Origin of the sequence: Pseudomonas sp. FH4 (genome assembly GCF_000510915.2) — a bacterium.
Classification (GTDB): domain Bacteria; phylum Pseudomonadota; class Gammaproteobacteria; order Pseudomonadales; family Pseudomonadaceae; genus Aquipseudomonas; species Aquipseudomonas brenneri.
The window spans coordinates 149,227-171,864 of the sequence record NZ_AOHN01000028.1 but is presented as its reverse complement, the minus strand read 5'-3'; the positions used below and the strand labels follow the sequence as shown (position 1 = coordinate 171,864).

At 61.0% G+C, this 22,638-nt stretch carries 24 protein-coding genes; 12 read left to right on the top strand and 12 right to left on the bottom strand.

All coding sequences use genetic code 11. The features are described 5' to 3' along the window. Positions 1 to 96: 96 nt before the first annotated feature. The 4 genes from H097_RS22450 to H097_RS22435 form a co-directional block, all read right to left on the bottom strand. Positions 97 to 1,356 carry an AGE family epimerase/isomerase gene (locus tag H097_RS22450; RefSeq protein WP_032862554.1) on the bottom strand — a complete coding sequence of 420 codons (1,260 nt, stop codon included), beginning with the start codon at positions 1,354 to 1,356 and terminating at the stop codon, positions 97 to 99. Positions 1,357 to 1,497: 141 nt separating this feature from the next. Next, the gene (locus H097_RS22445; RefSeq protein ID WP_032862553.1) at positions 1,498 to 2,340 is read right to left on the bottom strand and encodes an ATPase; all 843 of its coding nucleotides are present in this window, start codon (positions 2,338 to 2,340) and stop codon (positions 1,498 to 1,500) included. A gap of 112 nt (positions 2,341 to 2,452) precedes the next feature. Continuing rightward, the gene (locus H097_RS22440) at positions 2,453 to 3,451 is read right to left on the bottom strand and encodes an NAD(P)-dependent oxidoreductase (protein WP_032862552.1); all 999 of its coding nucleotides are present in this window, start codon (positions 3,449 to 3,451) and stop codon (positions 2,453 to 2,455) included. A 52-nt stretch (positions 3,452 to 3,503) separates the two neighbouring features. Continuing rightward, complete coding sequence (locus H097_RS22435) at positions 3,504 to 4,397, bottom strand: LysR family transcriptional regulator ArgP (protein WP_032862551.1); 894 nt, start codon at positions 4,395 to 4,397, stop codon at positions 3,504 to 3,506. 102 nt (positions 4,398 to 4,499) lie between these two features. On the opposite strand from H097_RS22435, the gene H097_RS22430 reads away from it, so the two are divergent. From H097_RS22430 to H097_RS22400, 7 genes are all read left to right on the top strand, one after another. Continuing rightward, positions 4,500 to 4,898: an ACT domain-containing protein gene (locus tag H097_RS22430; protein WP_032862550.1), complete on the top strand. Its 399-nt coding sequence runs from the start codon at positions 4,500 to 4,502 to the stop codon at positions 4,896 to 4,898. A gap of 5 nt (positions 4,899 to 4,903) precedes the next feature. Then, on the top strand, positions 4,904 to 5,503 hold the full coding sequence (locus H097_RS22425) for a LysE/ArgO family amino acid transporter (RefSeq protein ID WP_032862549.1): 600 nt from the start codon (positions 4,904 to 4,906) through the stop codon (positions 5,501 to 5,503). Between the two features lie 178 nt (positions 5,504 to 5,681). Then, complete coding sequence (locus tag H097_RS22420; RefSeq protein ID WP_032862548.1) at positions 5,682 to 6,278, top strand: Fe-Mn family superoxide dismutase; 597 nt, start codon at positions 5,682 to 5,684, stop codon at positions 6,276 to 6,278. A gap of 146 nt (positions 6,279 to 6,424) precedes the next feature. Continuing rightward, entirely contained in the window at positions 6,425 to 6,604 is a 180-nt protein-coding gene (locus H097_RS22415) for a hypothetical protein (protein WP_032862547.1), read from the top strand. A gap of 300 nt (positions 6,605 to 6,904) precedes the next feature. After that, positions 6,905 to 8,956 (top strand): GGDEF domain-containing phosphodiesterase, encoded by a 2,052-nt coding sequence (locus H097_RS22410; RefSeq protein WP_032862546.1) that lies wholly within the window; start codon positions 6,905 to 6,907, stop codon positions 8,954 to 8,956. A gap of 162 nt (positions 8,957 to 9,118) precedes the next feature. After that, a complete protein-coding gene (locus H097_RS22405; protein WP_032862545.1) occupies positions 9,119 to 10,462 on the top strand; it encodes an imelysin family protein in 1,344 nt (447 codons plus the stop codon). Between the two features lie 181 nt (positions 10,463 to 10,643). Beyond that, positions 10,644 to 12,098 carry a TrkH family potassium uptake protein gene (locus H097_RS22400; protein ID WP_032862544.1) on the top strand — a complete coding sequence of 485 codons (1,455 nt, stop codon included), beginning with the start codon at positions 10,644 to 10,646 and terminating at the stop codon, positions 12,096 to 12,098. Here H097_RS22400 and H097_RS22395 read toward each other — a convergent pair. After that, positions 12,055 to 13,116 carry an AraC family transcriptional regulator gene (locus H097_RS22395; protein ID WP_082445657.1) on the bottom strand — a complete coding sequence of 354 codons (1,062 nt, stop codon included), beginning with the start codon at positions 13,114 to 13,116 and terminating at the stop codon, positions 12,055 to 12,057. The genes H097_RS22400 and H097_RS22395 overlap by 44 nt on opposite strands. 172 nt (positions 13,117 to 13,288) lie before the next feature. On the opposite strand from H097_RS22395, the gene H097_RS22390 reads away from it, so the two are divergent. The 5 genes from H097_RS22390 (at position 13,289) to H097_RS22375 (ending at position 16,060) form a co-directional block, all read left to right on the top strand. After that, a complete protein-coding gene (locus tag H097_RS22390) occupies positions 13,289 to 13,600 on the top strand; it encodes a DUF962 domain-containing protein (protein WP_032862542.1) in 312 nt (103 codons plus the stop codon). Positions 13,601 to 13,629: 29 nt separating this feature from the next. After that, on the top strand, positions 13,630 to 14,220 hold the full coding sequence (locus tag H097_RS22385) for a phosphohydrolase (protein ID WP_032862541.1): 591 nt from the start codon (positions 13,630 to 13,632) through the stop codon (positions 14,218 to 14,220). 151 nt (positions 14,221 to 14,371) lie between these two features. After that, entirely contained in the window at positions 14,372 to 14,500 is a 129-nt protein-coding gene (locus tag H097_RS29045; RefSeq protein ID WP_262975313.1) for a hypothetical protein, read from the top strand. Between the two features lie 74 nt (positions 14,501 to 14,574). Next, a complete protein-coding gene (locus tag H097_RS22380; RefSeq protein WP_032862540.1) occupies positions 14,575 to 14,754 on the top strand; it encodes a hypothetical protein in 180 nt (59 codons plus the stop codon). Positions 14,755 to 14,860: 106 nt separating this feature from the next. Continuing rightward, entirely contained in the window at positions 14,861 to 16,060 is a 1,200-nt protein-coding gene (locus H097_RS22375; protein ID WP_032862539.1) for an MFS transporter, read from the top strand. Here the strand turns inward: H097_RS22375 and arfB are convergent. The 7 genes from arfB to H097_RS22340 all read right to left on the bottom strand — a co-directional run bounded on the left by arfB (position 16,057) and on the right by H097_RS22340 (position 22,636). Then, complete coding sequence (arfB, locus tag H097_RS22370) at positions 16,057 to 16,470, bottom strand: alternative ribosome rescue aminoacyl-tRNA hydrolase ArfB (protein WP_032862538.1); 414 nt, start codon at positions 16,468 to 16,470, stop codon at positions 16,057 to 16,059. The two genes, H097_RS22375 and arfB, sit on opposite strands and share 4 nt — an antisense overlap. A gap of 57 nt (positions 16,471 to 16,527) precedes the next feature. Then, positions 16,528 to 17,949: an amino acid permease gene (locus H097_RS22365; protein ID WP_032862537.1), complete on the bottom strand. Its 1,422-nt coding sequence runs from the start codon at positions 17,947 to 17,949 to the stop codon at positions 16,528 to 16,530. Between the two features lie 598 nt (positions 17,950 to 18,547). After that, on the bottom strand, positions 18,548 to 19,786 hold the full coding sequence (gene rluB, locus H097_RS22360) for a 23S rRNA pseudouridine(2605) synthase RluB (protein ID WP_029296351.1): 1,239 nt from the start codon (positions 19,784 to 19,786) through the stop codon (positions 18,548 to 18,550). Positions 19,787 to 19,930: 144 nt separating this feature from the next. Then, positions 19,931 to 20,122, bottom strand: coding sequence for a DUF1289 domain-containing protein (locus H097_RS22355; protein ID WP_032862536.1), 192 nt, complete (start codon positions 20,120 to 20,122; stop codon positions 19,931 to 19,933). Between the two features lie 126 nt (positions 20,123 to 20,248). Further along, positions 20,249 to 21,175 carry an SMC-Scp complex subunit ScpB gene (scpB, locus tag H097_RS22350; RefSeq protein ID WP_032862535.1) on the bottom strand — a complete coding sequence of 309 codons (927 nt, stop codon included), beginning with the start codon at positions 21,173 to 21,175 and terminating at the stop codon, positions 20,249 to 20,251. 12 nt (positions 21,176 to 21,187) lie between these two features. Then, entirely contained in the window at positions 21,188 to 21,886 is a 699-nt protein-coding gene (locus tag H097_RS22345) for a ScpA family protein (RefSeq protein WP_169851199.1), read from the bottom strand. A 120-nt stretch (positions 21,887 to 22,006) separates the two neighbouring features. Then, complete coding sequence (locus H097_RS22340) at positions 22,007 to 22,636, bottom strand: L-threonylcarbamoyladenylate synthase (protein WP_032862533.1); 630 nt, start codon at positions 22,634 to 22,636, stop codon at positions 22,007 to 22,009. Positions 22,637 to 22,638: the final 2 nt, after the last annotated feature.

The window sequence follows — 22,638 nt, the reverse complement described above, 5'->3', positions numbered from 1 at the left end:
TTTTCTTGTTGTTATGCATGCAAGTCTGGAGCTTGCGCTGCATAGGATTCTAAACAGGGTTTTTTGCCAGGCACGTAACAAAGGGACGGGCAAATGTCACCACTTGGTGACATAACGACCGGCCCCCAGCGCACTGGCCATGCTTGGCGATAACGGCAGCCCAGGCAGCAACACCGCCTGCCAGGCATGGTACAGGTCCGGCTTGCCGCCCCAGATCTTGCTGGCGGGCATGTTTTGCGGATCGAGTTCGTGATGCCAACTGCCATGGACACGGTCGATAAACCGGGTTTCACAGAACTCCCAGAACCGCCGGTACCAAACCTCGTAATGCCACTCGCCCGTGCGTTTGAGCAACGCCTGGGCAGCCGCGCTGGCTTCGGCGTGGGTCCAATGCAGGCGCTCGCGCACCACCGGGCGAGAGTGCCAGTCCAGGGTGTAGACCAGGCCCGGGGCACCGTCCACCGACCAGCCATGTTCGCAGGCGCTGGCGAACAGGCCTTTGGCAGCGTCCAGCAGCCAGCCGGGCGTGACCAGCCCCGCCTGCTGGCGCGCAGCTTCAAGGTGCAGCACCAGGCGCGCCCATTCGAACCCATGGCCGGGGGTGATGCCGTAGGGGCGAAAGCCATCGGCCGGGTTGTCTTCGTTGTAACGGTGCAGGGGCTGCCAGTAGCGGTCGAAATGTTCGATCACCATAAATTCATTGGCGCCAGCGTGCTGGTGGATCACTCGCTCAACGATGCGCAACGCCCGGCCCAGCCAGAGGTTATCGCCGGTCACGTCAGCCAGGGCAAGGAAGGCTTCGGTGGCGTGCATGTTGCTGTTGGCGCCGCGATAGGCTTCCTCGCCGCTCCAATCCTGGGCGAAGGATTCGAGCATGGCGCCCTCCTCCTCGCACCAGAAATGCTGGTTGATGATGTGGATGGCATCCGCCAACAAGGCTTGCGCTCCGGGAGCATCGGCCACCACCGCAGAACTGGCGGCCAGGGCGACAAAGGCGTGCAGGTAGGCGGCCTTGCCCGTATTGCCATCTGCTGCACCGGAAACGGCAAACCAGCCGCCATGCACGGCATCACGCAACGGGCCGCCGAGGCTGGCAACCCCGTGTTCCACAAGCTCGGCATACCCCGGCAGCCCCTGGGCGTGGGCCATGGCGAAGCTGTGGGTCATTCGGGCGGTGTTCATGGTTTCGGCACGGGCATCGATGGGCAGGCGGCCCTGGTCGTCAAGGTTGCCGAAGCCGTCAGGCAGCCGGGAAGCCTTGGCAAACGCCAGCAGGCGCTGGCCTTCGGCGGCAAGCCAGGCGTGATGGGCTGGTGCGTTCAGCCAACTGCTGGCAGGCAGTGGTTGGATGGTCATGGGTCGCCCTTTTTGTTTTTGTGGGATGACCGCAGTCTAAACAAGGGCCGAGAAGGGACATGTAACGAAAGGGATGGGAAATGTCACCGAACAGTGACATTTGTAGGCACCGGCAAGCCGGCGCCTACAAAAATAATGGGGTTACTGGCCCAGGGGCGTGAACTTGACCGGTGCGCTCATTTCCCGTTGCAGGTTCTGCATCTGGGTCTGCAAGGTGGTGATGTTGCGGGTGGTCTGGATGCGGAACACGTCAAACTCTTTATTCGACGGCCCTTCGGTGGCCGCACGATTGTCCAGTTCGCTCTTGATCACCAACAGGTCCTGTTCCAGGCGGGCAATGGCCGTGGCCGGATTACCCTGCTTCTTCAAGGCCGCCACATCCGTGGTCAGTTCCTTGACTTCGGCATTCAACTTGCCAGCTTCAACCTGTGCAGCCTTGAGGGCCGTCAGTTCGCTCGCCAGGGTTTGCACCTGGGCCTGCAACTGGGTATTGGCGGTGGTCAGTTCCGTGGTGCTGGCACTCATCTGCGCCAGGCGCTGGTCCAGGTCAGTGGCCTGGCCCGCCACGCCCAACTGCTGCTTGCCCTGTTCCAGCAATTGGCTTTCCAACTGCTTGATTTGCAGCTTCAGCGCTTCACTGCCGGTATTGACGCTGGCTTCGCTGGCCACCACCTTGCCGGAAATATCCTGCAAACGGCCAGCGGCCTCTTCGCTGATGCGTGCAAAGCTCTCCTGGGTCGCCACCAGTTGCTGCCCCATCAGGGAAATCTGCTGGAAGCTCCACCACGCCAGGCCTGCAAAGGCGAACAACAACGCGCCGACCAGGGCCCACAACGGCCCGGTACTGGCGCTCTTGACCTTGACCACTGGGGCCGGGCGCGAACGCATGGACGTGGCAGCAGTTGGCACAAAATCATCGTCGTCGCCAACGTCGGCACGCAGGCTCGGCACATTGTCGAAGTCGTCTTTAGTATCGTTACGCATGAATCAACCTTGAAATAACCCCACAAAAAAAACAAGCGGCGCGAGTATAAACCCCTGACCCGTCACCTTGGTCGAGCCGCAACCGAAAAATCGGTTCCCGGTGTTGCCGGTTCTACCTGGACCCCGGTTCCTGGACTTTCCACCAGTGACAAAACTCATCGAGGGCAGTCCACAGGCTGACCTTGGGCTGATAGTCGAGGTAGTGCCGCGCACGGCTGATATCGAGGCTGAAATCCTTGTTCATCACCTGCATCCCCAGGCGTGACAGGGAGGGCTCCGGGCGCCCCGGCCACATCGCGCAAAAGGCTTCATTGAGCGCCGCGACGCTGTAGGACAAACCGTAGGAGCGGTAACGGGTGACCTGGGGCATTTCCATCTGACGCATCACATAGTTGACCACGTCCCACACCGGCACCGGCGCACCATTACTGATGTTGTAGGCTTTGCCCAGCGCCGAACCCGTGGCCAGCAGGCTGCTGAGCAGGGCCTCGTTGAGGTTGTGCACACTGGTGAAGTCGACCTTGTTCAGGCCGTCGCCGACGATGGCCAGGCGGTTCTTGCGCTGCATTTTCAACAGGCGCGGGAAGATGCTCATATCACCGGCACCGGTGACAAAGCGCGGGCGCAGGGCCAGCACTTCAAGACCGAATTCCTGGGCGCCAAAGACTTTTTGCTCGGCCAGGTACTTGGTGGCCGCATAGGGGTGTTTGAAGCGCTTGGGCACTTGCTCTTCAGTCAGCCCCAGGTGATCGCGGCCATCAAAATAGATCGAGGGTGACGACAGGTGCACCAGGCGCCCGACCCGTTGTTTCAGGCAGGCTTCGACCACGTTTTCAGTGACCTGCACATTGCCCTGATAGAAATCCTGATAACGCCCCCACACTCCCACGGCGCCGGCACAATGGACCACAGCCTCGACATCGCGGCACAGGTCGCGTACCAGATCCGCATCATTCAAATCACCCTGGATAAACTCGGCGCCGCGCCGTACCAGGTGCTCGACACCTTCGGCCCGTCGCCCGTTGACCCGCACGTCCAGGCCCTGCTCCAAGGCAAAACGCGCAAAACGTCCGCCAATGAAGCCGCTTGCGCCGGTGACCAGAATTTTCATGTGTTACTCCGTGCTCTTTCATTTTTCATCGCCGTTGCGTTGACGCCGACAGTCACTCCAACGGCACCAACAATTGACCAGTCGCCCGTGCCAGATGCTCGGTCAACAAGCCAAGCAATTGCCCACCACTGCGCCAATGATGCCAGTACAACGGCACATCGATGGGTTTATCTGGCAGTAGCTCCACCAGCACGCCTCGCTGCAACTGGTCACGCACCTGCAACTCCGGCACCAGCCCCCAGCCCAGGCCGGCCTCGGTCAGGCGGATAAAGCCTTCGGAGGACGGGCATAAATGGTGCTCGAAACCGCCGTCCACGCCCAGCGATGCCAGGTAGCGATGTTGCAAAAAATCATCCGGGCCAAACACCAGCGCCGGGGTGCGTGCCAATTGCTCCGCTCGCACTCCGCCGGGAAAGTGCCGGGCGATAAACGCCGGGCTGGCCAGCGCCCGATAGCGCATGGCTCCCAACAGCAGGCTGCGGGCACCGGCCACCGGGCGCTCGCTGGCGCAGACGCAGGCCGCCACTTCGCCGGCGCGCATGCGTTTAAGGCCGACGGTCTGGTCCTCCACCACCAGGTCCAGCAACACATGCTGCTCGGCGCAAAAGTCGCCCACCGCCTGGGCCCACCAGGTCGCCAGGCTGTCGGCGTTGAGGGCTATGCGCAGGCGCTCGGGCATGCCCTCTTCATCCAGCGCTGGCACCTGGCTTTGCAGGTCGCGCTCCAGCAGGCGCACCTGCTGCACATGGTTGAGCAGGCGCCGGCCGATTTCCGTGGGCGTTGGCGGGCTCGCCCGCACCAGTACCGGTTGGCCGATGCGCGCTTCAAGCAATTTGATGCGCTGGGAGATCGCCGATTGCGACACCCCGAGTACCTGGGCGCCGCGCTCGAAACCGGCCTGTTCCACCACCGCCGCCAGGGCAGAAAGCAATTTATAGTCGAACATCAGTTTTCCTAATGAGCGATGAGCAATATTTGTTTTTCTTATACAGCGCCAGACCGGAGAATGACCAGCATCCCGTGTCTATCTTCTTTCAAGGATTTCTCAATGGCTGGCGAAACCGCCCTGGCAACCCTGCTGCGCAGCATGAGCCCACAACTCAACGCGGGCGACTATGTGTTCTGCACCCTGGCCGACAACCGCCTGCCCGACTGCGAGGTGATCGGCAGCTTTCGCGAACAGGAAGGGTTGACGGTGATTGTCGAGCGCCAACAGGCCGAGCAGGCCGGCCTCGCCTTCGAGTACGTGGCGGCGTGGATTACCTTGAATGTGCATTCGGCCCTGGAAGCCGTCGGCTTGACCGCCGCCTTCGCCAGCGCCCTGGGGCGTGCCGGGATCAGTTGCAATGTGATCGCAGGCTTTTACCACGATCATCTGTTTGTGGGCCGCGACGATGCCGAGCGGGCGATGGCTGTGTTGCAACAACTGGCAGCGAACGCGGAGTAAACCCTATGTGGCAAAGCTATGTGAACGGCCTGCTGGTCGCCTTGGGGCTGATCATGGCCATCGGTACACAAAACGCGTTTGTCCTGGCCCAGAGCCTGCGTCGCGAACATCACCTGCCCGTGGCGGCCTTGTGCGTGGTGTGTGATGCACTGCTGGTGGCCGCCGGGGTGTTTGGCCTGGCGACGGTCCTGGCGCATAACCCGTTGTTGCTGGCCGTTGCACGCTGGGGCGGTGCGGCGTTCCTGCTGTGGTACGGCGCCCTGGCCCTGCGCCGCGCCTGCTCTAAACAAAGCCTGGGCCAAGGCGAAGGCCACAAGGTGCGCTCATTACGCGCGGTGATGCTCAGTGCCCTGGCCGTGACCTTGCTCAACCCGCACGTGTACCTGGACACCGTTTTGCTGATCGGCTCCCTCGGCGCCCAGCAAACCGAACCGGGCGCCTATGTGGCAGGCGCCGCCAGCGCTTCGTTCCTGTGGTTTTCCGCCCTGGCCCTCGGCGCCGCATGGCTGGCCCCGTGGTTGGCGCGCCCGGCAACCTGGCGCCTGCTGGACCTGCTGGTGGCGGTGATGATGTTCAGCGTGGCCTATCAATTGATCAGCACCTGAGGATTATTCCAAAACGCTCTGGAACCTCTATTCCACACAGTTGTTGCGTGGTTTTGCCGCACCCCCGGTGCTATGATCCAGACCCTGCGCCGCAAAGAGTACAAACTCCCCGGCGCTTGTTTGGCCGCCCGTGATCGGCCTTGCGCTCACCGCAACTGACCTGATTAGGAGAATTATCATGGCTTTCGAATTGCCGCCGCTGCCGTACGCACACGATGCCCTGCAGCCGCACATCTCCAAGGAAACCCTGGAGTTCCACCACGACAAGCACCACAACACCTATGTCGTGAACCTGAACAACCTGGTGCCTGGCACCGAGTTCGAAGGCAAAACCCTGGAAGAGATCGTCAAGTCCTCTTCGGGTGGCATCTTCAACAACGCCGCCCAGGTCTGGAACCACACCTTCTACTGGAACTGCCTGGCGCCAAACGCCGGCGGCCAACCCACTGGCGCACTGGCCGAGGCGATCAACACCGCGTTCGGTTCGTTCGACAAGTTCAAGGAAGAGTTCACCAAGACATCCGTCGGCACCTTCGGTTCCGGTTGGGGCTGGCTGGTGAAAAAGGCTGACGGTTCCCTGGCCCTGGCCAGCACCATCGGCGCCGGCAACCCGCTGACCAGCGGCGACACCCCGCTGCTGACCTGCGACGTCTGGGAACACGCCTACTACATTGACTACCGCAACGTGCGTCCAAAGTATGTGGAAGCGTTCTGGAACCTGGTCAACTGGAAGTTCGTTGCCGAGCAGTTCGAAGGCAAGACCTTCACTGCGTAAGTGACACTGACAGTACAAAAAGCCCGGCGATTGCCGGGCTTTTTTGTAGGCGCTAAAGACGGAAAAGTGGAACTCAATGACGGGAAGTTGCCACCTATGCAGTGAGAGGAATATCCCTCTCATACCATTCTGGAGAACTTACAATCATGGGCGGAATAGGCGAAGCAGTAGGCGGTATGATCGGTGGAGCAATGAAAGGGATCATGGATGCGATGGGTGGCGGGTCCAAGAGCCAGGGCCAAGGCCAGGGTGAAGATCAACCGGACCTGTCTGCAATGCTGGCGCAGGCTGGAGACAATAACCCCGTGAAAATCGGCGGTGAATAAGTAACGCCACGCGCCTCCCCACGCTCCTTCCCAGAGGCCTGGAACACGCGCCCTACGGTGCAACAAGCCAAGCGGCGTAAGAGGAGGCGGATGTAACACGCCTCCTGTTCTACCAAAGGTTCAGCGCAATAACCGCCGTAACCCCTTCCATGCGGCGCCCACCTCTATGTAGCGCCTGTCAAAAGCTCTCCTGCCAAAGTCCAAAGCACCTTGCGCTTCAATGTTCCTTTGACTGCCACCACGGGATTGCCAATACTCATGGCATATTGAGGCTACCCGCAAGGAACAAGGAATGACCCTTTGAAGCTGGAACTCAAAAACAGCTTGTCAGTGAAGTTGCTCCGGGTGGTGCTGTTGTCGGCACTGATAGTGGGCGTTGCACTGAGCGTGGCGCAGATCGTCTTTGATGCCTACAAGACGCGCCAGGCTGTGGCAGGCGATGCCCAGCGCATCCTCGACATGTTTCGCGATCCCTCGACCCAGGCCGTCTACAGCCTGGACCGTGAGATGGGCATGCAGGTGATAGAAGGCCTGTTCCAGGATGATGCGGTGCGCATGGCCTCCATTGGCCATCCCAACGAGCCCATGCTCGCCGAAAAGAGCCGGGACCTGCAGCACTCCCCCAGCCGCTGGCTGACGGACGTGATTCTTGGCCAGGAACGCACCTTCAGCATCCCACTGGTGGGGCGCGGGCCTTACAGTGAGTATTACGGTGACCTGAGCATCACCCTCGACACCGCCACCTATGGCCAGGGTTTTATCGTCAATTCGGTGATCATCTTCATCTCCGGGGTGCTACGCGCCCTGGCCATGGGGCTGGTGCTGTACCTGGTCTATCACTGGCTGCTGACCAAGCCACTGTCGCGGATCATCGGCCACCTGAGCTCGATCAACCCCGACCGGCCCAGCGAGCACAAGATCCCGCAGCTCAAGGGCCACGAAAAGAATGAACTGGGGCTGTGGATCAACACCGCCAACCAGTTGCTGGCGTCGATCGAGCGCAATACCCACCTGCGTCACGAGGCGGAAAACAGCCTGCAACGCATGGCCCAGTACGACTTTCTCACCGGCCTGCCCAACCGCCAGAAACTGCAAGAACAGTTGGACAAGATCCTGATCGACGCCGGGCGCCGGCAACGCCGGGTCGCCGTGTTATGCGTGGGGCTGGATGACTTCAAGAGCGTCAACGAGCAGTACACCTACCAGGCCGGCGACCAATTGCTGCTAGCCCTGGCCGACCGCCTGCGGGCCCACAGTGGTCGGCTCGGCGCCCTCGCCCGCCTGGGTGGCGACCAGTTTGCCCTGGTGCAGGCCGATATCGAGCAACCCTACGAAGCCGCCGAACTGGCACAAAGCATCCTCGATGACCTGGAAGCCGAATTCGCCCTCGATCACGAACAGATCCGCCTGCGCGCCACCATCGGTATCACCTTGTTCCCCGAGGACGGTGACAGCACCGAAAAGCTGCTGCAAAAGGCCGAGCAGACCATGACCCTGGCCAAGAGCCGCTCGCGCAATCGCTACCAGTTCTATATCGCCAGTGTCGACAGCGAGATGCGTCGTCGTCGCGAACTGGAGAAAGACTTGCGCGAGGCCTTGGGCCGCGACCAGTTTCACTTGGTGTACCAACCGCAGATCAGCTATGTCGATCATCGCGTGGTCGGCGTCGAGGCGCTGATTCGCTGGCAGCACCCGGAACACGGCCTGGTGCCACCCGACCTGTTTATCCCACTGGCGGAACAGAACGGCACTATCATTGCCATTGGCGAATGGGTGCTGGACCAGGCCTGCCGGCAACTGCGCGAATGGCATGACCTGGGGTTCACCGAGCTGCGCATGGCGGTCAACCTGTCCACGGTGCAACTGCACCACGCCGAGCTGCCACGGGTGGTCAATAATCTGCTGCAGATCTATCGCCTGCCCCCGCGCAGCCTGGAGCTGGAAGTCACCGAAACCGGCCTGATGGACGACATCAGCACCGCCGCCCAACACTTGCTGAGCCTGCGCCGCTCCGGTGCGCTGATTGCCATCGACGACTTCGGCACCGGCTATTCCTCCCTCAGTTACCTGAAAAGCCTGCCCCTGGACAAAATCAAGATCGACAAGAGCTTCGTCCAGGACCTGCTGGATGACGACGACGATGCCACCATCGTGCGGGCGATCATCCAACTGGGCAAAAGCCTGGGCATGCAGGTCATCGCCGAAGGCGTGGAAACTCCCGAGCAGGAAGCCTACGTCATCAACGAAGGCTGCCACGAAGGCCAGGGCTATCACTACAGCAAGCCCCTGCCGGCCCGGGAATTGGTGGCCTACCTCAAGCAAGCCGAGCGCAATAACGCCGCTATCCTGTAAAGCCATGATGGCCACCCGAGGCACCGCCTTGGGTGGCTGGCAGTGGAATGTTAATTTTTTACTGCGTTAACTCTTTACAGAAAATGCAAATCTTTCGCATTATGTCGCAGTTTTGCGCGCCGCACTGCGCCCCCGATCAACTCCCGAAGCAGGATGTTCGCCATGATTCGTATGCCCCTGGCCACCGCCAGTCTGCTGGCCATCGCCATTTCTCTCGCCGGTTGCGGCGAGGGTAAAGACAAGGCCGCCGCTCCTCAGGCGCCTACGCCTGCTGTCAGCACTACCGCTCCAGCGGCTGCCGCTACCGCCGGCCAGGTTGACGAGGCTGCCGCCAAGGCGGTCGTCGCGCACTACGCAGACATCGTGTTCGCGGTGTACAGCGACTCTGAATCCACGGCAAAAACCCTGCAGACCGCGATCGACACCTTCCTCGCCAACCCCAACGACGAGACCCTGAAGGCCGCCCGCACCGCCTGGATCGCCGCGCGCGTTCCGTACCTGCAGAGCGAAGTGTTCCGTTTCGGCAATACCATCATTGATGATTGGGAAGGTCAGGTGAACGCCTGGCCGCTGGACGAAGGCTTGATCGACTATGTCGACAAATCCTACGAACACGCCCTCGGCAACCCGGGCGCCACCGCCAACATCATTGCCAACACCGAGATCCAGGTCGGCGAAGACAAGATCGACGTCAAGGAAATCACCCCGGAGAAACTCGCCAGCCTCAATGAGCTGGGCGGCTCCGAAGCCAACGTCGCCACCGGCTACCACGCCATCGAATTCCTGCTGTGGGGCCAGGACCTGAACGGCACCGGCCCTGGCGCCGGCAACCGTCCTGCGTCGGACTACCTGCAAGGCGACGGCGCCACCGGCGGTCATAACGAGCGTCGCCGCACTTATCTGCGCGCCGTGACCCAACTGCTGGTCAGCGACCTCGAAGAAATGGTCGGCAACTGGAAGCCCAACGTCGAAGACAACTACCGCGCCACCCTGGAAGCAGAACCTGGCACCGACGGCCTGCGCAAGATGCTGTTCGGCATGGGCAGCCTGTCCCTGGGTGAACTGGCGGGCGAGCGCATGAAGGTGTCCCTGGAGGCCAATTCGCCGGAAGACGAGCACGACTGCTTCAGCGACAACACCCACAACTCGCAGTTCTACGATGCCAAGGGCATCCGTAACGTTTACCTGGGCGAATACACCCGCACCGATGGCACCAAGCTGACCGGCGCCAGCCTGTCGTCGCTGGTGGCCAAGGTTGACCCGGCCGCCGATGAAGCCCTCAAGGCTGACCTGGCGGCTACCGAAGCGAAGATCCAGGTCATGGTTGACCACGCCAACAAGGGTGAGCACTACGACCAGTTGATCGCCGCCGGCAATACCGCAGGCAACCAGATCGTGCGCGACGCCATCGCCGCCCTGGTCAAGCAGACCGGCTCCATCGAACAGGCTGCCGGCAAGCTGGGGATCGGCGACCTGAACCCGGACAACGCTGATCACGAGTTCTGATCCGCGCTGTTTGAATGAGGCGACCTTCGGGTCGCCTTTTTTATGCCTGGCTATTACCACAAGCCTGCTCCCACATTAAGCCCAGTCCTACATGGGATCGGCGCAGGCTTTGCAGCCCCCGGTTTACAAGCCCTGCACCGTAGGTAGAATGGCGCCTCCAACTGTCACCCGAGCGCAATTCATGGCAATGCCGACCCTGCGGATCATTGGTTTCATCATCGGCATCTTCCTGATTACCCTCGCGGTCGCCATGGTCGTGCCCATGGCCACCCTGGTGTTTTTCGAGCGCACCAGCGACCTGCCGTCCTTTCTCTGGGCCAGCATGATCACCTTTATCGCAGGCCTGGCCCTGGTGATTCCCGGGCGCCCGGAGCAGGTCCAACTACGCCCCCGGGACATGTACCTGCTGACCGTCAGCAGTTGGGTGGTGGTATGTATCTTTGCCGCGCTGCCGTTTTTGCTGACCCAGCACATCAGCTATACCGACTCGTTCTTTGAAAGCATGTCTGGCATCACCGCCACTGGCGCCACCGTGCTCAGTGGCCTGGACACCATGTCGCCGGGGATCCTGATGTGGCGCTCGATGCTGCACTGGCTCGGCGGCATCGGTTTTATCGGCATGGCGGTAGCGATCCTGCCGCTGCTGCGCATCGGTGGCATGCGCCTGTTCCAGACCGAATCCTCGGACCGCTCCGAAAAAGTCATGCCCCGCTCGCATATGGTGGCGCGGCTGATCGTGGCGGCCTATGTCGGTATCACCATCCTCGGCAGCCTGGGGTTCTGGTGGGCCGGCATGGGCCTGTTCGACGCGATCAACCACGCGATGTCGGCCATTTCCACGGGCGGCTTCTCCACCTCCGATGAGTCCCTGGCCCACTGGAAACAACCGGCGGTGCACTGGGTGGCGGTGGTGGTGATGATCCTGGGCAGCCTGCCGTTTGCCTTGTATGTCGCCACGTTGCGCGGCAACCGCAAGGCACTGATCAGGGACCAACAGGTGCAGGGCCTGCTCGCAATGCTACTGGTGACCTGGATCGTGCTCGGCACCTGGTACTGGTGGACCACCGACCTGCATTGGCTGGACGCCTTGCGCCATGTGGCACTGAACGTCACGTCCGTGGTCACCACCACCGGCTTCGCCCTCGGCGACTACAGCCTGTGGGGCAATTTCTCACTGATGCTGTTCTTCTACCTGGGTTTTGTCGGCGGTTGCTCGGGCTCCACTGCGGGCGGGATCAAGATCTTCCGCTTCCAGGTCGCCTATATCCTGCTCAAGGCCAACTTGAATCAGTTAATTCACCCACGGGCGGTGATCAAGCAGAAATACAACGGCCATCGCCTGGACGAAGAGATCGTGCGGTCGATCCTGACGTTCTCGTTCTTCTTTGCCATTACCATCTGCATGATCGCCCTGGCCCTGTCCCTGCTGGGCGTGGACTGGATGACCGCCTTGACCGGCGCCGCCAGTACCGTATCCGGCGTGGGCCCGGGGCTGGGCGAGACCATCGGCCCGGCCGGTAACTTCGCCACCCTGCCGGATGCCGCCAAGTGGATCCTGTCCCTGGGCATGCTGCTGGGTCGGTTGGAGATCATCACGGTGTTTGTGCTGTGTATTCCGGCGTTCTGGCGGCACTGACACTCGCCGACGTCTCCAGCAACCGCGCCCGGTACTCGCCGGGCGTGGCATCGAACCAGCGACGAAAGGCGCGGAAGAAGTTGCTCGGGTCGGCAAACCCCAGCAAATAGGCAATTTCCAGCAGGGTCATGCTCGGCTGCGCCAAATACTGTTCAGCCAGTTCGCGACGGGTGTCGTCGAGCAAGGCCTGGAAGCTGGTGCCCTCCTCCTGCAAGCGTCGCTGCAGCGTGCGCTGGGACAGGTGCAACGTCTGCGCCACCACCTCACGCTTGGGTTCGCCCTGGGGCAACAGCCGGCACAATACCTGGCGGGCCTTGTGGGTCACCCGGCTCTCGGAAAACCGCGCCAGGTATTCCCCGGCAAACCGATCATGCAGCAGCGCCATCGCCTCATTGGCCGTGGGCAACGGCGCTTCCATATCCGCTCGCTCGAAGATCAGCGCGTCATACGGCGCGTTGAACACCAGTGGCGCATGAAAGGCCTGTTTATAAGGTTCCAGATCCACTGGCTGATCGCCCTGCACCAACACCTTGCGCGGCTGCAACGTGCGCCCGGTCAGCCAGCCACATAACGCCAGGGCACATGCCAGCGAAGCCTCGGCGCTTTGCCGGGTGGGTGGCAGGTGATCGCCGTGTACCGTGAGGATCAACGCATAGCCTTCGGGCAACAGGCGAAAGCTCAAGTCAGCGCTTTCGGCAATGATCCGCTGGTAGCGCACCAGCCGGGCGAACCCTTCGGCCAGGGTGCTGCTGGACATCAAGGCATAACCCGCCACATGAAACGATGCCGGGCGCACCACCTTGCCCATATTCAGGCCGATGGCCGGATTGCCCGACACCTCCACCGCCCGCTGCCAGAGCCGGGTCATGGAGTCCTGGGGGAAACGCGCATCGGGGTCATCCAGGGCGCTGTAATCCAGGCCCAGCTGTTTGAACAGGCTGCGGCAATCCAGGCCTTCGAGCTCCAGCGCCTTGACTATCCCCATCGCCCAACTTGCAGAAGTCGTTCGTTCGTTCATGGCGTTTTCTTGCACGCGTTGTATGAAGGGACGGCTAAAACGGCAGCCAGGAACCCAAGGATACTAAAGTGGCGTCTATTGTCACTGGCCCTTGCCAGTGATGACTCTAGACTCAAATAAGCTCCCCGCCGAACATCCGTCGGGTACAACAAAAACCAGAGGGCCGGCTACCGTGGAAAATATCAGACAATTCAATAGCTTCGCCGAGTTCTACCCGTATTACCTGAGCGAGCACGGCAACAGTACCTGCCGGCGCCTGCATTTTATCGGCACCAGCCTGGTGATTTTTATTCTCGCGTTCGCCATCGGCAAGGGCGCCTGGTGGCTGCTGTGGGTACTGCCGGTGGCCGGCTACAGCTTTGCCTGGGTCGGGCACTTCTTCTTTGAGAAGAACCGTCCGGCAACTTTCCAGCATCCGTTCTACAGCCTGCTGGGGGATTTCGTCATGTACCGCGACATGATTCTGGGCAAGGTACCGTTCTAACTCCCCCAAAAACAATAAGAGACACGCCGATGAACCAGCAGGCCCGCTTCACTCATATGCAGGACGGCACCCAGGAAGACTGGGCAATCATCGCCGCCGATTTCAGTGCCTACGCCCGACAACTGCCCGGGCGCATCCTGGCGCACCTGCGGCTTTTGGAGGGCGACTTCGGCGGTTTCCCGGTGGACCGCCTGACCCATTCCCTGCAAACCGCCAGCCGCGCCTGGCACGATGGCCGCGACGAAGAATATGTGGTCTGCGCACTGCTCCATGACATTGGTGACACCCTGGGCTCCTACAATCACCCGGACATTGCCGCCGCGATCCTCAAACCGTTCGTCAGCCCACAGAACCTGTGGATGGTGGAAAAGCACGGGATTTTCCAGGGGTACTATTTCTTTCATCACCTGGGCATGGATCGCCATCTGCGCGAACAATTTGGCGAACACCCGCAGTATGAGCAAACCATCGAGTTCTGCGCCCTGTATGACGCAGCTGCCTTCGACCCGGCCTATGACACCCTGCCCCTGAGCTTTTTCGAACCGATGCTGGCCCGGGTCTTTGCCCAGCCCAGGAACTCGATCTACAAGGCCGCCATGGCGCGCCAGGCCAGCGTGTGACCTCTTGTCACTTGTGTGTTGCAGAGGAAGGTTGGTGGATTTGGCGAGATAAAAGTCTTTTTGTCATTTGCAGTGCTGTATCCTGCCCAGGCTTTGTAAAAAGCGTGGCACATCTGCAATCCCACAACAGACCTTGCGAGGAGCGACGACGATGCACGAGATTCCCAATCTCCCCTTCCCAAGCCTGCACGAGACCGAGCAGCCAACCCCACAACAGGCCGGCAGCGATAAACAAGCGCCAGCACAAGCAGCACCGGTCGACAGCGATAGCGAAGACTGACCGCAGCACCCAGACCGTGTGGAAAGCGTGACATTGCGCGCTTTCCACACCGCCTGAATCAAGAGACACGCAACATGCCTGACACCCCCAAGCACTCCCCCGATGAAGCAATACTCGGCGCCGCCCTGCAAATGGTCGATGTATGGAGCCGCCTCAGCCCGGAAAAACAGGCGCTGCTGCTCAAGCGCTTTGGCACCCAGGAAAACGCCCTGGCAGCCCTGGTGACCACCCGGATGCTCAACCCCGAAACATAACGGCTACAGAGTTTGTGCGGGGGTTGTGTTTTGCCTCCCTGCGCAGCGCAAAGCACCGGTATCATAAGCAGCCTATCTTTTCCTGCCGCGACGGTGGATCTTTCCCATGCCAGATACCCAGCGCCCCATGGCGGTCACGCTGCAAGTCGTCTCCATCGTGCTGTTCACCTTTATCGGCTACCTGAATATCGGCATTCCCCTGGCCGTACTGCCAGGCTATGTCCACAGCGACCTGGGCTTTGGCGCCGTGATCGCGGGCCTGGTGATCAGCGTGCAGTACCTGGCCACCCTGTTGAGCCGCCCGTATGCCGGACGCATCATCGATAACCGTGGCAGCAAGCGTGCAGTGATGTACGGCCTGGCCGGCTGCGGCTTGAGCGGGGTATTCATGCTGGTATCCGCCGCATTGACCCATCTGCCGGCCTTGAGCCTGACCAGCCTGTTGATTGGCCGTCTGGTCCTGGGCAGTGCCGAAAGCCTGGTGGGCTCGGGCTCCATTGGCTGGGGCATCGGCCGGGTCGGTGCGGCGAATACCGCCAAGGTCATCTCCTGGAACGGTATCGCCAGCTACGGTGCCCTGGCGATTGGCGCACCGCTGGGGGTGCTGCTGGTCAGCCGGCTTGGGCTGTGGAGCATGGGCGCCAGCATCATTGTACTGGCGGTGCTGGGCCTGCTGCTGGCCTGGCCGAAAGTCGCGGCGCCCATCGTGGTGGGCGAACGCCTGCCCTTCATGCATGTGCTGGGCCGCGTACTGCCCCACGGCTGCGGGTTGGCCCTGGGCTCCATCGGCTTTGGCACCATCGCCACCTTTATCACCCTGTATTACGCGACCCAGAACTGGGACAACGCCGTGCTGTGCCTGAGCCTGTTCGGCGCCAGCTTTATCGGCGCGCGCTTGCTGTTTGGTAATTTGATCAACCGGATTGGTGGCTTTCGCGTGGCAATTGCCTGCCTGTCGGTGGAAACCCTCGGCCTGCTGCTGTTGTGGCTGGCACCGAATGCCGAGCTGGCCCTGGCGGGCGCGGCCTTGAGCGGTTTCGGGTTTTCCCTGGTGTTTCCGGCGCTGGGGGTCGAAGCGGTCAACCTGGTACCCGCCTCCAGCCGTGGCGCGGCGGTGGGTGCCTACTCGCTGTTTATCGACTTGTCCCTAGGCATCACCGGGCCACTGGCCGGGGCGATTGCGGCGGGTTTCGGCTTTGCCTCGATCTTTTTGTTTGCCGCGCTGGCCGCCTTCGCCGGGCTGCTGTTGAGCCTGTACCTGTATCGCCAGGCCCCCAAATACCGCGACGAACGTAACGCCGGCTAAAAATCCACCTTGCCGCGCCCGGCCTTGATGCTGCCGCGCTTGGTCTTGGATTCCAGGCGACGCTTTTTCGAGCCCAGGGTGGGTTTGGTCGGGCGGCGTTTTTTCTCGACCTTGGTCGCGCTGAGGATCAACTCCACCAGGCGCTCCAGGGCATCGGCACGATTCTGTTCCTGGGTCCGGTATTGCTGGGCCTTGAGGATCAGCACGCCTTCGCTGGTGATACGGCTGTCGCGCAGCGCCAGCAGCCGCTCCTTGTAGAACGGCGGCAGTGACGAGGCCGGAATATCGAAGCGCAAATGCACTGCGCTGGAGACCTTGTTGACGTTCTGCCCGCCAGCGCCCTGGGCACGGATGGCCGTCAACTCGATTTCGGCATCGGGCAGGTGCACATTATTGGAGATCACCAACATGGAAAGCAGGTCCGTTGACACCTGCAGGAGCCGGCTTACCGGCTCCTGCAGGGTGGGCTAGTTGTTGAGCGAGGATACCGCACTCAGGTTTTCCCGAGCCTTGCGCTTATTCTTGAAAAAATAGCAGACCCACATGAACGCCAGCCATACCGGGATCGCATACACCGACTTCTGAATCCCCGGCGTCATCAGCATGATCGCCAGGATAAACACCACGAACGCCAGGCACACATAGTTGCCGTAGGGATACCACAGCGCCTTGAACAAGGGCACCTGGCCCGTGCGGTTCATGTGCTGGCGGAACTTGAAGTGCGAGAAGCTGATCATCGCCCAGTTGATCACCAGCGTGGCCACCACCAGGGACATCAGCAGTTGCAGTGCGTGTTGCGGCATCCAGTAGTTCATCAGCACCGCCACCAGGGTGACTGCTGCCGAGGCCAGGATCGAGCGCACAGGTACGCCGCGCTTGTCGATCTTCGCCAATGCCGCCGGCGCATCGCCCTGCTCGGCCATGCCCAGCAGCATGCGGCTGTTGCAGTAAGTACCGCTGTTGTACACCGACAGCGCCGCCGTCAACACCACAAAGTTGAGGATATGCGCGGCGGTGTTGCTGCCCAGCATCGAGAACACCTGGACGAACGGGCTACCGCTGTAGGCATCGCCGGACGCGTTGAGTGTCGCCAGGAGGCTGTCCCACGGGGTCAGCGACAACAGCACCACCAGGGCGCCGATGTAGAAAATCAGGATGCGGTAGATCACCTGATTGATCGCCTTGGGAATCACAGTGCGTGGCTGGTCTGCTTCAGCGGCGGTGAAACCGAGCATCTCCAGGCCACCGAAGGAGAACATGATGATCGCCATGGCCATCACCAGCCCACCGACGCCATGGGGGAAGAACCCGCCGTGTTCCCACAGGTTGCTCACCGAAGCCTGTGGCCCGCCGCTGCCGCTGACCAGCAGATAGCTGCCCAGGGCGATCATGCCGACAATCGCCACCACCTTGATAATCGCAAACCAGAACTCAGCCTCGCCAAACACTTTGACGTTGGCCAGGTTGATCACATTGATCAGCACGAAAAATGCCGCCGCCGAGACCCAGGTCGGAATCTCCGGCCACCAGTAATGCACGTATTTGCCGACAGCCGTCAGCTCCGACATGCCCACCAGGATATAGAGGATCCAGCAGTTCCAGCCCGACAGGAAACCGGCGAAACCGCCCCAGTACTTGTGGGCAAAATGGCTGAAGGATCCGGCCACCGGCTCTTCGACGATCATTTCGCCCAGTTGGCGCATGATCATGAAGGCGATAAAGCCGCAGATGGCATAGCCCAGGATCATCGACGGGCCGGCTGACTTCAGCACCCCCGCCGAGCCCAGGAACAGGCCGGTACCGATCGCGCCACCGAGGGCGATCAATTGAATATGACGATTTTTCAGGCCGCGCTTCAGTTCACCTGAAGGCGAGTTGGTTGCACTCATGAAAAGGGTCTCACGCAAGGTTTGATGATGTTGATTGCACGATGCTGCTTTGAAACCTGCTCAAGCAGCGCCGATCAAACCCCAGCGCAGGCACCAGGAGTTCAGCGTCTTTCTTACGGTCATGCGTCACCTGTTTGTTTTTATCTGTGACGAAATCGAACCCGTCCGGCTTATGGCCAGGCGGAGTTAACAAGGCGGGTCAGCCTTGAGGTTGGCCTTTTGCGTGGGTACGCAAGGGGGGTCACAGTAAAACGCGGCGCATTGTACACCGCTCGATTGGTTAGGGAGCCTTGCCGGGGAGATTGTTGACCGATCGGAAAGTTTTCTTTACAGATAAAAACCCACGAGACCAAGACAGGCATAGGCTCAGGCCCTCCGTAAAATAATTGTTACAGCGCGGAAGGCATTCATGACGACCGGGCTTGCCATCATCTGTAGGAGCGAGCTTGCTCGCGAGAAACGCCCAGGCACTGCATTCATTCTGGATAACCACGACAGCTCTGATTTTTCGCGAGCAAGCTCGCGCCTACACAAAATCCGGCGCAAAAAAAACGCCAACCCGAAGGTTGGCGCTTTTTCTTACAGCTTGCCGCAGCCCTTAAGGCTTCTTGCGACCAAAGCCCGGACGCTGCCCGGAACCTGCCGGCGCACCACGGCGCTTGCCCGACGGCTCGTCAGCCACCAGTTTGAGCCCTGGACGCTTTTTCGGCGCTGGCTTGGCTGGGCGCTTGGCGCCTTCGGCTGGACGATCGGTCTGCGGCGCCCCACGGCCTGCATCGCCACGGTTGCTGCGACCGCCCGTTGGCGCTTCGCCACGGCCGGCTGGACGCGGAGTACGCGGCGCACGCTCGCCATCCTGGCGAGCCGGAGCCGATGGACGACGATCGCCCTCGATCTGCGGCTGACGGGAAATGCGACCGCCAGTAGCCGGTGCATCCAGGGCCGGGCGCAAGGTACGGGCAACGCGTTCGGTGCGTGCCACTGGGCGCGACGATTTACGCTGCATACGCTCCAGCTTGTCCTTGCTCTTGGCATTCATCTGCGGCATGGCCACAGGCGTCAGGCCCACTTCGGCACTGAGGATGTCGACTTCGTACTGGCTCATTTCGCGCCAGCGACCCATCGGCAGGTCAGAGTTGAGGAACACCGGGCCGAAACGCACGCGCTTCAGACGGCTGACCACCAGACCCTGGGATTCCCACAGGCGACGTACTTCACGGTTACGCCCTTCCATCACCACGCAGTGGTACCAGTGGTTGAAACCTTCGCCACCAGGCGCCTGCTTGATGTCGGTGAACTTGGCCGGGCCGTCTTCCAGCACGACGCCGGCCTTGAGGCGCTCGATCATCTCGTCATCGACTTCACCACGTACACGCACGGCGTATTCACGGTCCATCTCGTAGGACGGGTGCATCAGGCGGTTGGCCAGTTCACCGTCGGTGGTAAACATCAGCAAGCCGGTGGTGTTGATGTCCAGGCGGCCGATATTGATCCAACGGCCTTCTTTAGGCTTGGGCATCTTGTCGAACACGGTTGGACGGCCTTCCGGGTCGTCACGGGTGCAGATCTCGCCGTCGGGCTTGTTGTACATGATCACGCGGCGCACTGATTCGGCGGCCTCTTCACGCTTGATGACCTTGCCATCAATGGTGATCGCGTCATGCAGGTCGACGCGCTGGCCAAGGGTGGCCTCGACGCCGTTGACCTTGATGCGCTTCTGGGTGATCCAGGCTTCCACGTCGCGGCGCGAGCCGACGCCGATACGGGCGAGGACTTTTTGCAGTTTCTCGCCTGCTGGGCCGATTTCCTGGCTGTCGTTCTGGTCTTGGTCTTTCATCTTAAGCACCTCCCGGTGTGTCGATTCAGGCGTGGCCTGAAGAGTATTCAAATCTGGGTCTTGGGCGAACGCATCGCCAAAGGGTCGCGAATCATACGCTCATGGCGCGCATTGCGCATCAGAGACTAGCCGATATGTGCCCAGTCATTTGCTTTTCCGCCGACCGGTGGCGCCGAGGGCAATCAGCCGTAGCTGGGATTCGGCCAATACCGCGCGCTTGTCGACTTTGTCGAGCTTCTTCCAGGCCCGGATCTCGCGCTTGCTGCGCCCGCAGCCGACGCAGATATCGTCGCTGAATTTACAGATGTTGATGCAGGGGTCTTTGGTGGAGCTCATCACTACCTCACTGCACAGGGCTTTTCTGTGGGAGCTGGCTTGCCTGCGATAGCATCAGCATGGTCTGCCTGAAGTACCGAGTTGCCTGTATCGCAGGCAAGCCAGCTCCTACAAGGGTGGGACAGGTCAGTCTTCGAATTCGCGACGTTCGTTTTCGATGGCTTCGGCCAGTGCCCGGGCTTCGGCCTCTTCATCGCTCAACTCGGGCTGTTCCAGGGCGGCGACGGCTGCCAGCAGTTTTTCGCGGGCGGCCGCAACGCCGAGGATGTCTTCCTCAGGCTCAGGCTCGACCTCAGGCGCCGTTTCAACGTTCACCGGCGTCTCAGGCTCTGCTGCCCCATCGCGCAGCAAGTCATCAAAGTCGGTCTTGATCCCCTGCTCCATATCATCCAGCTCCAACAGCAGCGTATGGAAACTGGTCTCGTCCTTCGGCTCTTGCGGCTCGGCGCTGGCATCAGCCAGTTCCTGCAAGCCAGCCGGCACCGGCGCGTCGTCGAAGTCGAGCACCGGCTCAGCCTCGATCTCGCGCAGTTCGGCCAGCGGCGGCAGGTCGTCGAGGTTCTTCAGGTTGAAATGATCGAGAAACACCTTGGTGGTGGCAAACATCGCCGGTTTGCCGGGCACGTCGCGGTAGCCGACGATGCGGATCCACTCGCGCTCCAACAGCGTCTTGACGATATGGCTGTTGACCGCCACGCCGCGCACGTCTTCGATCTCGCCACGGGTGATGGGTTGGCGGTAGGCAATCAGCGCCATGGTCTCCAGCATCGCCCGGGAGTAACGTTGCGGGCGCTCTTCCCACAGGCGCCCGACCCACGGCGAAAACTTTTCGCGGATTTGTAGGCGGTAGCCCGAGGCGACCTCGCGCAATTCAAAGGCACGGCCTTCGCAGGATTTGCGCAGGATTTCCAGGGCCTTCTTGAACACCGGCGGTTCCGGGCGCTCAGCCTCTTCAAACAGTTCGAACAGGCGTTCCAACGATTGCGGCTTGCCCGAGGCCAAGAGGAAGGCTTCCAACAAAGGCGCCAGTTCGCGGGGTTCAGTCAGATTCATCGATTCAGCTCGTTATTCGGCTCGCGCCCGCACGTGGATAGCCGCAAAAGGCTCATTCTGTACCAACTCGACCAAGGACTCCTTGACCAGTTCAAGGATCGCCATAAAGGTCACCACCACCCCCAGGCGCCCTTCTTCGGCGGTGAACAGCTCGACAAACGGCACAAAACCGCCGCCCTTGAGGCGTTCCAGCACATCACTCATGCGCTCGCGTGTGGACAAGGCTTCGCGGCTGACCTGGTGGCTTTCAAACATATCGCCACGGCGCAGCACCTCGGCCATGGACATCAGCAGCTCTTCCAGACTCACATCCGGTAACAACTTGCGCGCCCGGGCTTCCGGGGCATCGAGCTTGGGCACCACCACGTCACGACCGACACGGCTCAAGCCGTCAATGCCTTCGGCGGCGGCCTTGAAGCGCTCGTATTCCTGCAGGCGGCGGATCAGTTCGGCGCGCGGGTCGTCTTCTTCTGCTTCGATCGTCTCCGAACGCGGCAGCAGCATGCGCGACTTGATCTCCGCCAACATCGCGGCCATCACCAGATACTCGGCAGCCAGTTCCAGACGCACCGACTGCATCAACTCGACATACCCCATGTACTGGCGAGTGATTTCCGCCACCGGGATATCGAGGATATTGATGTTTTGTTTGCGGATCAGGTACAGCAGCAAGTCCAGCGGGCCTTCGAAGGCTTCAAGGAACACTTCCAGGGCATCCGGCGGGATGTACAAATCCAGGGGCATTTCCATGACCGCCTGGCCATAGACCATGGCAAATGGCAGTTCTTGCTGGGCGCCGGCCTGGCTGTCGACGGTTTCCACAGACGACATTCAGGCCTCGACCATAAACGGTGTGGGGTCGCCACAACCGACGCGCACCACCTCAGGCTCGCCGTCGGCCAGGTTGATCACGGTAGACGCCTTGTTGCCGCCATAGCCGCCGTCGATGATCAGGTCGACGTGTTTTTCCAGGAGTTGGCGCATTTCGTAGGGGTCGTACAGCGGCTCGGATTCACCGGGCATAATCAGCGAAACACTCATCAATGGCTCACCCAGTTCCGCCAGCAGTGCCAGGGCAATCGGGTGTTCCGGCACACGCAGGCCGATGGTGCGCTTCTTGGGGTGCAGCAGCAGGCGCGGCACCTCGCGGGTGGCATTGAGGATAAAGGTGTAGGGCCCCGGCGTATGGGCCTTGAGCAGGCGGAAAGTGCCCGTGTCGACCTTGGCGAACAGCCCCAGTTGCGACAGATCGCTGCAAATCAGCGCGAAGTTGTGGTTCTTGTCGAGCTCGCGCAGGCGTCTTACGCGCTCCACGGCATTTTTGTCGCCGATCTGACAACCGATCGCGTAGGAGGAATCCGTTGGGTAGATCACCACACCACCGGCGCGAATGATCTCCACAGCCTGTTTGATCAGCCGCGCTTGCGGGTTTTCCGGGTGAATCTGGAAAAATTGACTCACGT

Coding starts and splice junctions, on each gene's coding strand:
- H097_RS22450 (WP_032862554.1), bottom strand. CDS start 1,356: ATGACCATCCAACCACTGCCTGCCAGCAGTTGGCTGAACGCACCAGCC.
- H097_RS22445 (WP_032862553.1), bottom strand. CDS start 2,340: ATGCGTAACGATACTAAAGACGACTTCGACAATGTGCCGAGCCTGCGT.
- H097_RS22440 (WP_032862552.1), bottom strand. CDS start 3,451: ATGAAAATTCTGGTCACCGGCGCAAGCGGCTTCATTGGCGGACGTTTT.
- H097_RS22435 (WP_032862551.1), bottom strand. CDS start 4,397: ATGTTCGACTATAAATTGCTTTCTGCCCTGGCGGCGGTGGTGGAACAG.
- H097_RS22430 (WP_032862550.1), top strand. CDS start 4,500: ATGGCTGGCGAAACCGCCCTGGCAACCCTGCTGCGCAGCATGAGCCCA.
- H097_RS22425 (WP_032862549.1), top strand. CDS start 4,904: ATGTGGCAAAGCTATGTGAACGGCCTGCTGGTCGCCTTGGGGCTGATC.
- H097_RS22420 (WP_032862548.1), top strand. CDS start 5,682: ATGGCTTTCGAATTGCCGCCGCTGCCGTACGCACACGATGCCCTGCAG.
- H097_RS22415 (WP_032862547.1), top strand. CDS start 6,425: ATGGGCGGAATAGGCGAAGCAGTAGGCGGTATGATCGGTGGAGCAATG.
- H097_RS22405 (WP_032862545.1), top strand. CDS start 9,119: ATGATTCGTATGCCCCTGGCCACCGCCAGTCTGCTGGCCATCGCCATT.
- H097_RS22400 (WP_032862544.1), top strand. CDS start 10,644: ATGGCAATGCCGACCCTGCGGATCATTGGTTTCATCATCGGCATCTTC.
- H097_RS22395 (WP_082445657.1), bottom strand. CDS start 13,116: ATGAACGAACGAACGACTTCTGCAAGTTGGGCGATGGGGATAGTCAAG.
- H097_RS22385 (WP_032862541.1), top strand. CDS start 13,630: ATGAACCAGCAGGCCCGCTTCACTCATATGCAGGACGGCACCCAGGAA.
- H097_RS29045 (WP_262975313.1), top strand. CDS start 14,372: ATGCACGAGATTCCCAATCTCCCCTTCCCAAGCCTGCACGAGACCGAG.
- H097_RS22380 (WP_032862540.1), top strand. CDS start 14,575: ATGCCTGACACCCCCAAGCACTCCCCCGATGAAGCAATACTCGGCGCC.
- H097_RS22375 (WP_032862539.1), top strand. CDS start 14,861: ATGCCAGATACCCAGCGCCCCATGGCGGTCACGCTGCAAGTCGTCTCC.
- arfB (WP_032862538.1), bottom strand. CDS start 16,470: ATGTTGGTGATCTCCAATAATGTGCACCTGCCCGATGCCGAAATCGAG.
- H097_RS22365 (WP_032862537.1), bottom strand. CDS start 17,949: ATGAGTGCAACCAACTCGCCTTCAGGTGAACTGAAGCGCGGCCTGAAA.
- rluB (WP_029296351.1), bottom strand. CDS start 19,786: ATGAAAGACCAAGACCAGAACGACAGCCAGGAAATCGGCCCAGCAGGC.
- H097_RS22355 (WP_032862536.1), bottom strand. CDS start 20,122: ATGAGCTCCACCAAAGACCCCTGCATCAACATCTGTAAATTCAGCGAC.
- scpB (WP_032862535.1), bottom strand. CDS start 21,175: ATGAATCTGACTGAACCCCGCGAACTGGCGCCTTTGTTGGAAGCCTTC.